General features: G+C 36.3%; 10 protein-coding genes. 2 read left to right on the top strand and 8 right to left on the bottom strand.

What is annotated here, in order from left to right; genetic code table 11:
• Positions 1 to 55 precede the first annotated feature (55 nt).
• Genes menH through MKX67_RS18045 form a run of 3 tightly spaced genes read right to left on the bottom strand, consistent with a single transcriptional unit; the run spans position 56 to position 4,025 of the window.
• A complete protein-coding gene (gene menH, locus MKX67_RS18035) occupies positions 56 to 871 on the bottom strand; it encodes a 2-succinyl-6-hydroxy-2,4-cyclohexadiene-1-carboxylate synthase (RefSeq protein WP_095372143.1) in 816 nt (271 codons plus the stop codon).
• Positions 871 to 2,622: a 2-succinyl-5-enolpyruvyl-6-hydroxy-3-cyclohexene-1-carboxylic-acid synthase gene (gene menD, locus MKX67_RS18040; RefSeq protein ID WP_342488516.1), complete on the bottom strand. Its 1,752-nt coding sequence runs from the start codon at positions 2,620 to 2,622 to the stop codon at positions 871 to 873. Before menD ends, menH begins: the two co-directional genes overlap by 1 nt.
• Entirely contained in the window at positions 2,619 to 4,025 is a 1,407-nt protein-coding gene (locus MKX67_RS18045; protein ID WP_095372141.1) for an isochorismate synthase, read from the bottom strand. Before MKX67_RS18045 ends, menD begins: the two co-directional genes overlap by 4 nt.
• Before the next feature lie 259 nt (positions 4,026 to 4,284).
• On the opposite strand from MKX67_RS18045, the gene MKX67_RS18050 reads away from it, so the two are divergent.
• Positions 4,285 to 5,214 (top strand): 1,4-dihydroxy-2-naphthoate polyprenyltransferase, encoded by a 930-nt coding sequence (locus MKX67_RS18050; RefSeq protein ID WP_095372140.1) that lies wholly within the window; start codon positions 4,285 to 4,287, stop codon positions 5,212 to 5,214.
• A gap of 323 nt (positions 5,215 to 5,537) precedes the next feature.
• Positions 5,538 to 6,404 (top strand): arginine deiminase family protein, encoded by an 867-nt coding sequence (locus MKX67_RS18055; RefSeq protein ID WP_180316942.1) that lies wholly within the window; start codon positions 5,538 to 5,540, stop codon positions 6,402 to 6,404.
• A gap of 133 nt (positions 6,405 to 6,537) precedes the next feature.
• On the opposite strand, the gene MKX67_RS18060 is transcribed toward MKX67_RS18055, so the two are convergent.
• Genes MKX67_RS18060 through glgB form a run of 5 tightly spaced genes read right to left on the bottom strand, consistent with a single transcriptional unit; the run spans position 6,538 to position 14,453 of the window.
• Positions 6,538 to 8,925: a glycogen/starch/alpha-glucan phosphorylase gene (locus tag MKX67_RS18060; protein ID WP_322910389.1), complete on the bottom strand. Its 2,388-nt coding sequence runs from the start codon at positions 8,923 to 8,925 to the stop codon at positions 6,538 to 6,540.
• Positions 8,915 to 10,366: a glycogen synthase GlgA gene (gene glgA / locus MKX67_RS18065; protein ID WP_307316614.1), complete on the bottom strand. Its 1,452-nt coding sequence runs from the start codon at positions 10,364 to 10,366 to the stop codon at positions 8,915 to 8,917. The genes MKX67_RS18060 and glgA overlap by 11 nt, the downstream gene beginning before the upstream one ends.
• Entirely contained in the window at positions 10,363 to 11,391 is a 1,029-nt protein-coding gene (locus MKX67_RS18070; protein WP_095372137.1) for a sugar phosphate nucleotidyltransferase, read from the bottom strand. The genes glgA and MKX67_RS18070 overlap by 4 nt, the downstream gene beginning before the upstream one ends.
• 37 nt (positions 11,392 to 11,428) lie before the next feature.
• The gene (locus MKX67_RS18075) at positions 11,429 to 12,571 is read right to left on the bottom strand and encodes a glucose-1-phosphate adenylyltransferase (RefSeq protein ID WP_095372136.1); all 1,143 of its coding nucleotides are present in this window, start codon (positions 12,569 to 12,571) and stop codon (positions 11,429 to 11,431) included.
• On the bottom strand, positions 12,564 to 14,453 hold the full coding sequence (gene glgB, locus MKX67_RS18080) for a 1,4-alpha-glucan branching enzyme (protein WP_095372135.1): 1,890 nt from the start codon (positions 14,451 to 14,453) through the stop codon (positions 12,564 to 12,566). Before glgB ends, MKX67_RS18075 begins: the two co-directional genes overlap by 8 nt.
• Between the last annotated feature and the right edge of the window lie 101 nt (positions 14,454 to 14,554).

Here is a 14,554-nt window from a genome sequence, read left to right on the forward strand (position 1 = left end):
CTATCATATTTTAGCAATAATTGACGAAAAACACACCTTTTTTCATCATTTTCTTCTAATAGGTTGATGTTTCCAATAAAAATTTCTCTATTTCATCTACATACTGTAAAGGTTTTTCAAGGTGAACGGTATGGCCTGATTTTTCAATCGTTTGATGTGTAGCACGTTGAATACGCATAGACATTTCTTCACCAATCGTACAAAACTTTTGATCGATTGAACCGGTCAAAATAAGGACTGGCATCTGAAGCTCAGCTATCGCTGTCCACCAATTAGGTTGCGCACCAGTACCCATCCCAATAAGACTGTTTATTAACCCTTGGGGGCTATTTCTCAGACGTTGCGTACGTACCAGCTCTCTCTTATGTGCTGTTAATTTCTTTTGACTTGCGAACAAAGGAATGTTTTCCCAATAATTCACAAATCCCTCTATTTCTTTATCTTTAATCAATTGACAGATTTTCTTATCATTTTTAATACGTATTTCTCTATCTTCAATAGATTCAATTCCTGGTGTTGTACTCTCAAGGATCAGGCGATGGACCTTTTCTGGAAAAAGCAGAGCAAAGGTAATGGCTAATCGCCCACCCATTGAATAACCAATTACATCAACTTTACTTATTTTCATAAGGTTTATTAAATGTGCTAGCATAGCCGCTTGCTCTTCAATTTGATAATGAGAAATATCATCCGGTGATTCTGACTGTCCGTGACCAATAATATCCGGTGCAATGATTGTTCGATCAGATATTATTTCTGAATAAAATTGCCAACCGCTGCTATTACCTGTAAATCCATGAAGTGCCATGATTGGTTCTCCATGACCGAAAGTTTCGACATGATATTTCACGTTTTTGTAGAAAAAGTCCATTACTCTTCGTCCTTTATTCTCTTATCTATTTCCCGGGAAACAGATTCCCACAAATTCCGATGCTCTTTTACATTATTTTCTCTATTGGTCATAACCTCAATTACCTTTAAATGAGATGTCTCCGTCGCAATTGCTTCCGAGAACTGCTGCCAGTCTTCCACCTTTATATAATCTCCACCAAACATTGTTACACTGTGTGAGAAATCAATGTTCAATGGCGTACCAAATAATAATTCAAAATGCTTCGGGTGTTCTGATTGTGGTAAGAAAGAGAAAATCCCTCCGCCATTATTATTAATAACAATAATCGTAATAGGAATATGGTATAGTTTACTAACAATCAACCCATTCAAGTCGTGGAAAAAGGTTAAATCTCCAACAATTAGATAAAGTGGTTGTGTATACATTGCCACGCCTAGCGCTGTGGAAATTGTACCGTCAATACCATTTGCTCCTCTATTACCTAAAATCCTCATAGATTTGTTATTAATAAAATAAAAGCTATCTAAATCCCGAATGGGCATGCTATTCCCAACGAAAATCGTAGACTCTTCAGGCAGTAACTGACCTAATTGGGCAAATATCTTTCCCTCATTGAGTTGTTCAATCTCCAATACTTTTACCATTTCTTTTTTTGCCACTTCATTAACGTCCTGCCATAAAGTAAGATAGCCATTCTCATTAATAGCAAAAGTATTGGCACGAAGAATCAGTTCTTCACAAAATTGTTTCTCATCACAATATATCATATCTGTTGATAACAATGAGGGATCTCTAAAGCCTCCTCCACCATCGACAATTAATTGACGCGTTTCTGGATACTGCTTCATAAACAGTAGCAACGGTTTCGATACTGGCATCGCGCCAAAACGAATGATTAACTCAGGTTGCAACTCAACTTTCGCTGTCTCACTTTTCAAAATGGCATCATATGCATCAATGATTTGGCTTTGTTCATGGCATCCACTGCGTAATTGTGAAAGTGGATCAGCAATAATCGGAAATTGTAGTGCCTTTCCAAGTTCAACAATCTTATGTGAAAGGTCCGCATCATCCATAGGTCCGCAGATAATCATTCCTTTATTATGTGTTGAAACAGTTTGTGCAATAGTATCAAATTGGGCATCATCCACTGTTAAAATAGATGGTGACACTGTCATATACTTTTGTTCTCTAGAAGAGCTAAGGAAAATCTCCGGATCGTTTAGGTCAGGGATAAGCGGTTCCCTAAACGGAAAGTTCATATGAACAGGACCTTCTGGATTCCTCTTCGCAGTAGCAACTGCTCTTACAGCAGCCGTACGGACATAATTAATCATCGAAGGCCCATTTTCAGGTGGTGCCATTTCTGCAAACCATTTGACATGTTTTCCGTACATTTGAATTTGATCGATAGCTTGTGGCGCGCCTATATCTCTTAGTTCATGAGGGCGGTCTGCAGTAAAGACAAGTAGAGGTACTCGAGAGTAAAACGCTTCGATTATCGCAGGATAGTAATTTGCTGCTGCTGTACCCGAAGTACATAAAATGGCGACTGGACGTTTTGTCCCTTTGGCTATTCCAAGAGCAAAGAAAGCTGCCGAACGTTCATCAACATGGATATGGACTTGAAGATCTGGGTGCTCAGCCATTACCATAGCCATGGGCGTAGAACGAGATCCAGGACTGACGACCACATCTTCTACGCCATTTTTTACTAGTTCAGAAATGAAAGCCGCAATGTATTTAGTTAAAGCCTGTTGATGGCTCATTTCAGTTCCCCTCCAAGCGCTGATAACATTGGTCTAAACTTAATTTTCGTTTCCTGAAATTCACTTTCAACTTCAGAATCTTTCACAACACCACATCCAGCAAAGATCGAAGCCTCATTACCTTGTATTAATCCTGATCGCAATGCCACTGCAAAATCGCCATTGCCTTGGTAATCAAGCCAGCCAATTGGACTACCATATAACCCTCTGTCCAAAATCTCTAAACCCCTAATGACTTCTATAGCTTTTTCTGTCGGAACTCCACCTAGAGCTGGTGTTGGGTGCAGTTTTTCTATAATTGCCAAGAGCGACCCTTCCTTACTAGCTGCTGCAATAACTGGTGTATAAAGATGTTGAATATCTCTTAATTTTAAAAGTTGCGGACCCTCAGGTAATTCGACTTCTGTACCTACCATTTCCATCGCTTGACGAATCATATCTACAACGTATTGATGCTCTTGGAGATTTTTTTCATCTTGTAATAATTCTTTCCCGAGAACATCATCCTCTTCCTTTGTCTCTCCTCTTTTCATTGAGCCCGCTAAACAAGTCGTATAAAGCGTATGACCTTGTTTTTTCACTAACCGTTCTGGTGTCGCTCCAATAAAACAATCGGACCCCGACTCAAAGGCAAAGATAAAGCTGTTTTTTTGCTTGTCTAAAAGATTTTGTAGGACGCTTTCAATTTGTACAGGATGAGCAAAAGTAAGTCTCGTTTCTCTCGCCAAAACAACTTTTTGTATAACGTTTTTTTTCATCTCATCTACTACTTGTGCGACAGCTTTCTTCCATTCTCTAGACGCCACCTCATGTTGGGCAATCACCTTGTTATTTATCCCCGTAGGTAATACTTTAGCATTTTGTAATAATTGCCTACGTTCCTCTAACATATACTCAATACGTTCTTCTCTATCGTGTGGATGAACAAGCATATTCGTTGTTAAAAAAGCACGACCACCAGTAATAGTACACATATATTGCGGTAGATGAAAATCTGTATGCTTATATTGACTCCATAATTTGGTCTTTTCTTTCAGAGGATCGAAAGTGAATCCACCAAATAATGTTGGACCAATCGCGTCGATTGAGTATGAATTATGGATTATTGCATCATCAAGCAATGACTGCCACTTTTTTTGCACATAAAAAAAGCGGTCAGTAGTCTGATCCGATTGAAATAAATAGTTAATACCAACACCAGTTATTACAACCTCATTATCAGAACCTGTCCAAAAAAACCGATCACCTAGTTCTGTCTTTTTTCCTGCTCCAAAAAAAGCTAAAGGGTCTATGCAATCTATCTCACAAACCTCACTAAATAAAATATCATGGTTCGTTCGTTGTGCTTTCGATAACGCTTTAATAAACCCTTCTTTAAATTCTGTGTGCTGTAAAGTAAACAAAAAAATCCCTCCAATAACAGCTACAGTCAGCTGCTATTCTTCATTCATTAAAGATACACCTCTTGCTTAAATGCTGTCAATCATTCCAATCAATACACTTCCTTATTATATATTATTTTGAGTAAAATAAGCACTGTTCGTTCTTTAGTAGGAAATATCCTCCTTCGCTTCTTTCAAAATTCAATTGACACTTAATAGGACATTACCTAAACTTAAGAAAGTGATTTGTTTTATTTGACTTAATTGGAGGTACTAAAAAGTGCAAACACAACCTAATATAAACACGCCACATTCTACGAAGAAGAAATGGCAAATCTGGTGGCAATTAACACGTCCACATACATTAACAGCTGCCTTTGTTCCTGTACTACTAGGTAGCGCATTGGCTATTTATGAAACGTCGTTAGATGCCGGACTTTTTATCGCCATGATGGTTGCTAGTCTTTTCCTTCAAATTGCAACGAATATGTTCAATGAATATTATGACTTCAAACGCGGCAATGACACAGCTGAGTCTGTAGGGATTGGTGGAGCAATTGTTAGAGAAGGGATTAAACCACATGTTGTGCTTAACTCCGCTTTAGGGTTATACGGCGCTTCCATCTTGATAGGGATTTATATTTGCATGAATAGCAGTTGGTGGTTAGCAGCTGTTGGACTTCTAGGTATGGCTATTGGCTATTTATACACAGGTGGGCCATTACCAATTGCCTATACACCTTTTGGTGAAATTATTTCTGGTTTTGTTATGGGTATGTTACTTATTTTGATCTCATTTTTTATTCAAACTGGCACAGTAACTACGACAAGTGTTCTTGTGGCCATTCCTAGTCTTTTATTAGTTGGAGGTATTATGCTCTCTAATAATATTCGAGACTTAGATGGGGACAAGGAATTTGGTCGAAAAACATTAGCTATTTTAATCGGACGTCCAAAAGCCGTAAAATTATTAGCAACCATGTTTATCGTTTCTTATATATGGGTATTTATTTTAATTGTAATGCAAGTTGTTTCACCATGGCTTGCACTCGTGGTACTAAGTGCACCAAAACCAATCAATGCCATTAAAGGCTTTAAAGGCAAGACGATTGCATATGAGATGGTCCCAGCAATGAAAAATACTGCCCAAACAAACACTGTATTTGGATTACTACTTTCTATAGGATTATTAATCGGATATATTCTATAAAATCAGTAGCACTTTGCTAAGCGCCTTTTACTTATAAGGCGCTTTTTCCTACTTTTTTAGCATTCAATCTCTGCTTAGCGTACCATAAGATGATAAAATAAATGAATAATTATCGCAATTTTTCACTTATTTTAACCAACAACGGCACATCTAGAAAGCGACTAAAGTATTTGAACTAGGTCATATTATAAGAAAAGCTGCAGTGAAACTACCTAATAATCAAGATGAAAACTTAATACATCCTGAATTCACCCATGTAAGATGCTAAATAGGAATAGATACAAAGGACGAAATCTCACTAAAGATTGTAAGGAGGATGAAAGATGCTGGATAGTCAGTATAAAGCACAATGTAGTACCGAGTATGGTCGTTTAAAAACTGTCGTATTATGCGAACCAACCTACATGAATATTGAGAATCAAATCAATGAAACACAAAGAAGGTATTCTGATAAAGGCTTTAATGTGGAGCAAGCCATCATTCAGCATCAACAATTCGTTGCAAAATTAAAAGATTTAGGGATTGAGGTCGTACTTTTACCTCCAGGTAAAAACTATCCTGAACAAGTGTTTACGCGTGACATTGGTTTCACCCTTGGGGACACTGTATTTATCGCTGCGATGGCAACAAAAATAAGACATGGTGAAGAAGATATTTTACAAGAGTGGTTAAAATCCCATAATGTATCTTATAACAATATAAAACATGGTCATGTTGAAGGTGGAGATGTCATTATCGATCAAGATACCGTTTATATTGGACAAAGTGACCGTTCCGATACGATTGGTATTCAATATTTACAATCTAAATTACCACATATGAAAGTATTACCAGTACCATTTACTAAATCCTTTTTACATTTAGACTGTATCTTTAACGTGCTATCTCCTACAGAAGCACTCCTATATCCAGGACAAATGGATAAAAAAGTAGAAGAATATTTATATTCAAGATATGACATTATTGAGGTCTCTAAGGAAGAACAGTTCACACTAGGAACAAATGTCCTTTCTGTAGGTAATAGACAAGTATTCTCACAACCAATCAATACACAAGTAAATCGAGCTCTAAGTCAAAGAGGCTTCGAAGTAATCGAAGTAGATATTTCTGAAATCATAAAATCCGGTGGTGCCTTCCGCTGTTGCACAATGCCCCTATTACGTTTAACAGACCCAGCTTATTTTGATTGAGGAACAAATGCGGTTGATTGAATAAATATAGAGACTCCCTCCGTTTTCTCTAGCATTTATAATATAGCGCTTATACGTTCCAACATAAATAAAAAGCAGAAGTGTGTATGAACTGCACCCCTGCTTTTTTTATCTATTTAATCCCCCATATCCCTTGAGCATATTCATTAATTGTTCGGTCGCTGGAAAAGAAACCCGATTTAGCGATATTGTTAAGGCTCATTTTCCGCCATTTCTCCTGTTTTTCATAAGCGTACCCCGCTTTTTCCTGAATATGAACATAGCTAGAGAAATCACGTAAAACAAAATATTGGTCATTTTCCATAATTAGAGAATCATAAATGGGTTCAAATTCATCAAATACATCAGGAAAGAAACCATTTCTTAACTGGTCCATTACTTGCCGAATTCGATGATCATGATGATAATATTCAGTCGCTTGATAGCCACCATGAGCATAATAATGATTGACCTCATCAGAGCGTAAACCGAAGATAAAAATATTCTCATCACCTACGCGCTCATGAATTTCAACATTAGCACCATCCATCGTTCCAACAGTAATCGCACCATTCATCATGAATTTCATATTTCCAGTTCCAGACGCCTCTTTACTTGCCGTCGAAATTTGCTCACTAATGTCTGCTGCAGGAAAAACATCCTCTGCCAGTGATACCCGATAGTTCTCAAGGAAAATCACCTTAAGGTATTCATTTGTTTTAGGATCATGATTTACCTTTTTAGCAACAGTATTAATAAGCTTTATTACCTTCTTAGCAAAATAATATCCTGGAGAAGCTTTCGCACCAAAAATGAATGTACGGGGGTGCATTTTAAAACTCTCATCTTCTTTGATTCGATTATATAAATACATGACATGAAAAATATTTAATAGTTGTCTCTTATATGCATGTAATCTCTTTACTTGAATATCGAATATGGAATGGGTATCAATTTTTATTCCTGTTTGGGTAAAAATACGATGGGCAAGATTTTCTTTATTTGCGTGTTTAATATCAGCAAGTCTCGTTAACAAGTCTGTATCATTTTCATATTTTAATAATAATGCCATTTGCTCTGGATCACGAATCCATTCCGCTCCCAACTTTTCTGTTATTAAATCAGCAAGCGACTGATTAGATTTAAGTAACCAGCTACGATGCGTAATGCCATTTGTTTTATTATTAAACTTCTTAGGAAAAAACTGATAAAATGAATGCATTTCTCGATATTTTAATATCTCGGTATGGAGTGCAGCCACTCCGTTTACACTATGGCTACCTACAATAGCCAAATGAGCCATTTTTACTTGGTCATGAGCAATAATCGCCATGTTTTCGATATGCTGCCATTTGCCAGGATACTTTTCCCAAAGCTTGGCACAGAACCGTTCATTGATCTCATTGACAATCATATACATTCTTGGTAATAACGGTTGGAAAATGCGAACTGGCCATTTTTCCAGTGCTTCAGATAAGGTCGTATGATTAGTGTAAGAGATTGTTTGTGTAGTTACTTCCCAGGCATCATCCCAACCAAGCTTTTCTTCATCAATTAATATCCTCATTAATTCTGGAATCGCTAATACTGGATGCGTATCATTAATATGAATACTAATATATTGATGGAATTCCTTCATATCCTTATGCTGTCGTTTAAATGAGCGTATGATCGACTGAAGACTTGCACGAACTAAAAAATATTGTTGTTTTAACCTCAGTATCTTGCCTTCATCTTGCGTATCATCAGGATATAAAAACTCAGATATTGCTTCAGTCTCTTTTTTATATTTTAAGACATCTTGATTGGTAGGATAACGGACTGGCTCTGCACTCCATAACCTAAGTGTATTAATCGTTTCAGTATGATACCCGACGACTGGCATATCATATGGTACTGCAGTTACTCTTTCAGCATGGATGTGTTGAAACACTTGTCTGCCATTTTCTTCACGTATATCTACTTCTCCCCAAAACGGAATTTCAACTGATAAATCTGCCTTTCTCACTTCCCAGACATGACCATTCCTTAACCATTGATCGGGTAGTTCTACTTGATATCCATCAACCACTTTTTGTTCGAATAACCCGTGCTTGTATCTAATCCCACAACCATGGCCAGGCAAATTAAGAGAAGCTAATGAGTCAAGGAAACAGGCTGCTAATCGACCTAAACCTCCATTACCTAATCCTGCATCTGATTCTACTTCCTCTAAAGAGCTTAATTCGATACCTAAATCTTGCAACCCAGCAGACACCACTTGCTCTATCCCTAAATTTAATAAGTTGTTTCGAAGTAGTCGACCTAATAAAAACTCTATCGACAAATAATAAACCTGCTTTACTTGGTCTATCCTGTAACGCTCATTGGTATTAATCCATTCCGTACTTACATACTCACGTATTAATAAGCCCAATGTATAGTAATGATCTTTTTCTGTGCTATCAGCAAAGCTTTTTCCGCATGTCATCTCTAGCTTCTTTAAAAATGCCTCTTTAAATTCTTCTGTATTAGAAAACATGGCTCTCACTCCTAGAGATCACATCTGAATATAATTGATTATATTTAAAAGCGGATTGTGCCCAACTATAATCTTTTTCCATAGCAGTTATAACTAATTGACTCCACAGTGGTTGGTTCCGATAATATGCTAGTGCTCGACGATAAGTATAGAGCATATCATGTGCGTTAAAGTTTTTAAAAGTGAACCCCCAGCCCTCACCTGTCTTCTCATTATAAGACTGTACGGTATCATTCAATCCTCCTGTTTCTCTTACTATAGGAATGGCACCATATTTCATCGCAATGAGTTGACCTAATCCACAAGGCTCGAACTTAGACGGCATCAAAAATAGATCAGCACCCGCATATACTTGATGCGCTACTTCTTCATTGAACCCAATATAACATTTACATTTTTCCCCGTAATTAGCTTCCATTCTTCTGAAGAAATTTTCAAACGCTACATCGCCTGTGCCAATAAGAATAAATTGCACATTTTCTTGCATCATTTCATGGAATACTCTCTCTATTAAGTCCATACCTTTTTGTGTTGTTAACCTTGTGATCATAGCCACAATGGGGGTATTCCGATCTATCTTTAAATCGAATATTTTTTGTAAATATGCCTTGTTTTCCTTCTTTAATAGCCATTGCTCTGGATGAAATGCTTGATAAATCGTCGCATCTTTCTCTGGGTGATAGACGTCTTCATCAATTCCATTCAATATCCCAATTAAACGGTCCTTTCTTTCCTGTAACAAACCATTTAATCCCTCACCAAAATAATCTGTTAGAATCTCATCTCTATACGTAGGACTTACAGTTGTTATTTGATCAGCTGCTACTATGGCACCTTTCATAAAATTAATACAATCATAATACTTTAATTGATCTTCACGATAATACTCAAACCCCAACCCAAACAAATCATGAATGGCCTCTTTAGGGAAGACACCTTGAAAGTGTAGATTATGAATCGTAAAGACTGTTTTAATCAATTCATACCCACTTCTTTTTTGATAATGAACTCTTAATAAAAAAGGAATCATGCCTGTATGCCAATCATGGCAATGAATAATATCAGGATAATAGTCGAGCTGTGCCAGTGCTTCTAATACAGCTCTATTAAAATAAGCAAATCGCTCACCATCATCATCGTAACCATATAATTGTTCTCTCTTAAAATAGTATTCATTATCTACAAAATAAAAAGTAATATCATTTAACTCGAGCACTTCAATTCCACAATATTGATTGCGCCAGCCAACAGCGACTACGAATTCGGCTATCTTTTTTGTCTTATTCTTATATAAGGCAGGGATGTTCCCATACTTCGGTAATATTATTCTTACTTCCGTCCCTTGTTTCGTTAATTCCTTCGGTAACGAACCTGCGACATCTGCTAATCCACCTGATTTAATAAAAGGGACACATTCTGAGACGGCAAATAATACTTTCACGAATTCATCAACGCTCCTTGAATTGACCCTTTTTTAACAACAAAAGGGACCGATTGTGTGCCTGTTAAGTAGGTTCCTTCTTCTACTTTCACATCTTTATCTAAAATAACAGAATCTAATACACATCCCTCTTGAATCTCACATTTCTGCATAATCACACAGTTTCTTACTATCGTATTTTTACCGACTTTTACACCCCTAGCAATAATACTATTTTCTACTTTTCCTTCTATTTGGCAACCGTTGGCCACAATAGAATTCTTTACTTCACAACCATTTAGATATCTTGTTGGCGGTTCATCTTTTACTTTTGTATAAATTGGAAAATCTCTTAAAAATAAATTTCTCCAGACATCGGGGGTTAGTAGTTCCATGCTCGCTTGAAAATAAGATTGGACAGAATCGATAGTTACTGCCTCCCCCTTATATTCATAATGACAAATTGTGTAAGGCTGATGGATATCAGCCATAATATCACTTATACATGTATAACCTGTTTGTCTCCGAGTTTGAATCATATCTATTAGAAGATCTTTTTTGACCAAATACATTTCTAAAGGTTGATTTAGCTGTTGAATTGACGTAATATCACAGCCAGATTGAATATGTCGCTGTAAAACTGGTGAGAAATCAATATTACAAACGGTATAGCAATTAGCAATTAATGCATAATCTTGTGAACTACGATAAAAATAATCAATGTTAGCGACAAAATGATTAAATGAACCAATCCCACTATTTGAACTATCAATCATCGGTGATGGGAAGAAGAAAAGACCATCTCTTTTTCTATCTAGATCCCAGTTCTTCCCCGATCCTAGATGATCCATCAAAGATCGGTATTGATATTTCGGAAAAATCGCCACACTCTCTATTCCTGAATTGACCATATTAGAGAGAATAAAATCTATTAGTCTATATCTTCCAGCAAAAGGAACAGCAGCTAAAGAACGATGAAGGGTTAACTCATCCAGTCCCTTATGATAAGTTGTCGCATCAATGACTCCTAATAAACGATTATTCAATCAATATCCCCCCAGTAAAAATCATACAGTTCTACATTTATGCAAAATGACAAATACTTTCTGGCGTGATTAACAATGCTTCACTTGTTTCTTTTCTTTCTTTAATTACTGTCCCATCTGGTATAACTATATTAGATGGGACAATGACTTTTTCTAATATGACATTCTTACCAATCCTTGTATTTGGCATAACTACTGACTCTTTAATAACAGACCCTTTATCAATCGCTACACCTTGAAAGAGAACTGATTTGATTACCTCGCCTTCAATCGTACATCCTTCATTTACTAAAGATTGTTTGACCTTTGCTTGTGGAGAAATATATTGTGGAGGATGGTTAGGATTAACTGAGTAAATTCTCCAGTCTTGATCAAAAAGATTTAACTCACAATTGTCATCTAATAAATCCATATTAGCTTCCCATAGACTTTGAACTGTACCAACGTCTTTCCAATAACCATTAAAAGGATAGGCATAAAGTTTCTTATTTAACTTCAACATCTCAGGAATAATATCTTTTCCAAAATCATGGCTTGAGTCCTTATTTTGATTATCCTTTTGTAAAAACTCATTTAGTACTGACCATTTAAAGATATAAATGCCCATTGATGCTAAATTATTCTTTGCTTGCTCAGGTTTTTCTTCAAAATCTTCTATTCTCATATCTAAAGAAGTATTCATAATACCAAAACGATTTGTTTCATGCCACGGGACCTCTATAACAGAGATTGTCGCATCAGCTCCTTTACTAATATGGTAATCTAGCATTAAGTCATAGTTCATTTTGTAAATATGGTCACCTGATAAAATTAATACATATTCGGGGTTATGTTGCTCTAAATAATTGATATTCTGATAGATAGCACTTGCCGTACCTGTATACCATTTGACTTCAGAAGATTCACTGTATGGGGGAAGTACTGTCACACCGCCATTTCTTCTATCCAAATCCCAAGCGCTTCCTATGCCAATATATGAATTGAGTATTAGCGGTTGATATTGTGTTAGTACACCGACTGTATCGATGCCTGAATTTGTACAATTACTAAGTGTAAAATCGATGATGCGGTATTTACCTCCAAAAGGTACAGCTGGTTTAGCAAGCTCCTTCGTCAAAGAATTAAGGCGGCTTCCTTTGCCTCCAGCAAGCAACATCGCTACACATTTCTTGTTAGCCATTTACAACATCACTCCTTTTTCTTTTTCTAACAGGACGTAAAACTGAAATACCGAATGGTGGTATCGTCATTTCGATGCTGTATGGTTTTCCATGATAGGATAGTTTTTTTGTATTTAATACACGTTTATTAATACAATGGGAGCCACCAAATTCATTATTATCACTATTAAACACTTCTCTATAACTCCCATTTTTAGGAACACCCATTCGAAAATTCATATATACTTGAGGGGAAAAGTTACATACAACAATTAATATTTCTTGTTCTTCTACTCCTTTACGAATAAATGAAAAAATGGATTGCTGATGGTTATTAGCATCAATCCACTCAAAACCTTCTGATCTGTGGTCCCATTCATATAATGATTTAGATCTCTTATATAACTTTATTAACTTCTTCACATAATGATTCGTTTTTGCATGCATTTCATACTGAAGTAAGTGCCAATCCAACTCAGCTTCATCTTTCCACTCGGCAAATTGTCCTAGCTCAAACCCCATAAATAACAGCTTTTTACCTGGATGTGTCATCATAAAACCTAAGAGCAAACGATATTGGGCAAATTTTTGCCAATAATCTCCTGGCATCTTGTCTAGCAGGGATTTCTTCCCATGGACAACCTCATCATGTGATAACGGTAAGAGAAAATTTTCGGAGTATGCATACATTAATGAAAAAGTCATTTTATTATGGTGGTATTGCCGTTCATGTGGGGCTTTCTCCATATAAGATAATACATCATTCATCCACCCCATATTCCATTTATAACTGAAACCTAATCCGCCATAGTGAACAGGAGCCGTTACTTGGGGCCAATCTGTAGAATCCTCTGCCATCATCAAGATAGAAGGATCATAAGCAAAAACAGCCTTATTTAATTTCTGTAAAAATTGAATACCAAATGGATTTTCCCTATTCTCGTTATTAGGCCAAAAAATGATATTTGATACTGCATCAATTCTAAATCCATCGACATGGTATTTTTCCATCCAAAAAATAGCATTGGATATGAGGAAACTATGAACCTCTGTTTTACTTAAATTAAAATTAGCTGTACCCCAAACAAAATTTTCCCTATCAGCTTCTGTTTCGTATTCATAAACATATTCACCATCTAAACAATATAGCCCATGTTGATCTTTACAGAAATGTCCTGGTACCCAATCTAAAATAACACCAATATTATTTTGATGACATTGATCAATAAAAAACATTAAATCTTTTGGTTCACCATATCTACTAGTAGCCGAATAATAGCCTGTTCCTTGATACCCCCATGAACGATCATAAGGGTGTTCAATTATAGGCATCAATTCAATATGTGTAAAACCATGCTCCTTTACGTAAGGAATGATTTCTTCTGCTAGTTCACTGTATGTCAATAAAAGGCCATTCCTCTTTTTCCATGTACCTAAGTGCATCTCATATATCATCATAGGTTCTGAAAATGCTTTCCTTTGTTGTTTTTCCTTTTGCCAGCCTTGGTCCTTCCATTTGTAACCTTCTAAGGAATAAACAATCGAAGCAGTACTAGGCCGTAATTCTGAACAAAAAGCAAAAGGATCAGCCTTTAAAAAAGTTTGTTCATCCTTGTTCTTAATTGCATATTTATAAATTTCTCCTGTTAAATCTCCATCTAGCTGAATTCTCCATATCCCCTCTTTATTTACTTTATCTAATGAAAAACCTTCGCCATTCCAATGATTAAAAGAACCAACTAATGATATTGAGGTGGCATGTGGAGCATAGATAGTAAAGGAAGTAACCCAATTATCTCCTTCTTTATGACGGTGTGATCCAAACAGTTCGTATGCCTTAAATAAGCTTCCTTCATGAAACAAGTGCATTTCGAATTCAGTGGGGTATGCAGTTGTATTCATCTTAATTCATTCCACTCCTTGTATTACATTACTCTTTCTTAAATAATTCGTCTTAAGTATAAAAATCCCTTGTTATTTTTCAAATTATTTTGACATCTAAT

The organism is Cytobacillus sp. FSL W7-1323 (assembly GCF_038595015.1).
GTDB classification, from domain to species: Bacteria; Bacillota; Bacilli; order Bacillales; family Cytobacillaceae; genus Cytobacillus; species Cytobacillus kochii.

Excerpts from the sequence above, each read along its gene's own strand:
- menH (WP_095372143.1), bottom strand. The coding sequence starts at position 871 with ATGGACTTTTTCTACAAAAACGTGAAATATCATGTCGAAACTTTCGGT.
- menD (WP_342488516.1), bottom strand. The coding sequence starts at position 2,622 with ATGAGCCATCAACAGGCTTTAACTAAATACATTGCGGCTTTCATTTCT.
- MKX67_RS18055 (WP_180316942.1), top strand. The coding sequence starts at position 5,538 with ATGCTGGATAGTCAGTATAAAGCACAATGTAGTACCGAGTATGGTCGT.
- MKX67_RS18060 (WP_322910389.1), bottom strand. The coding sequence starts at position 8,925 with ATGTTTTCTAATACAGAAGAATTTAAAGAGGCATTTTTAAAGAAGCTA.
- MKX67_RS18075 (WP_095372136.1), bottom strand. The coding sequence starts at position 12,571 with ATGGCTAACAAGAAATGTGTAGCGATGTTGCTTGCTGGAGGCAAAGGA.
- glgB (WP_095372135.1), bottom strand. The coding sequence starts at position 14,453 with ATGAATACAACTGCATACCCCACTGAATTCGAAATGCACTTGTTTCAT.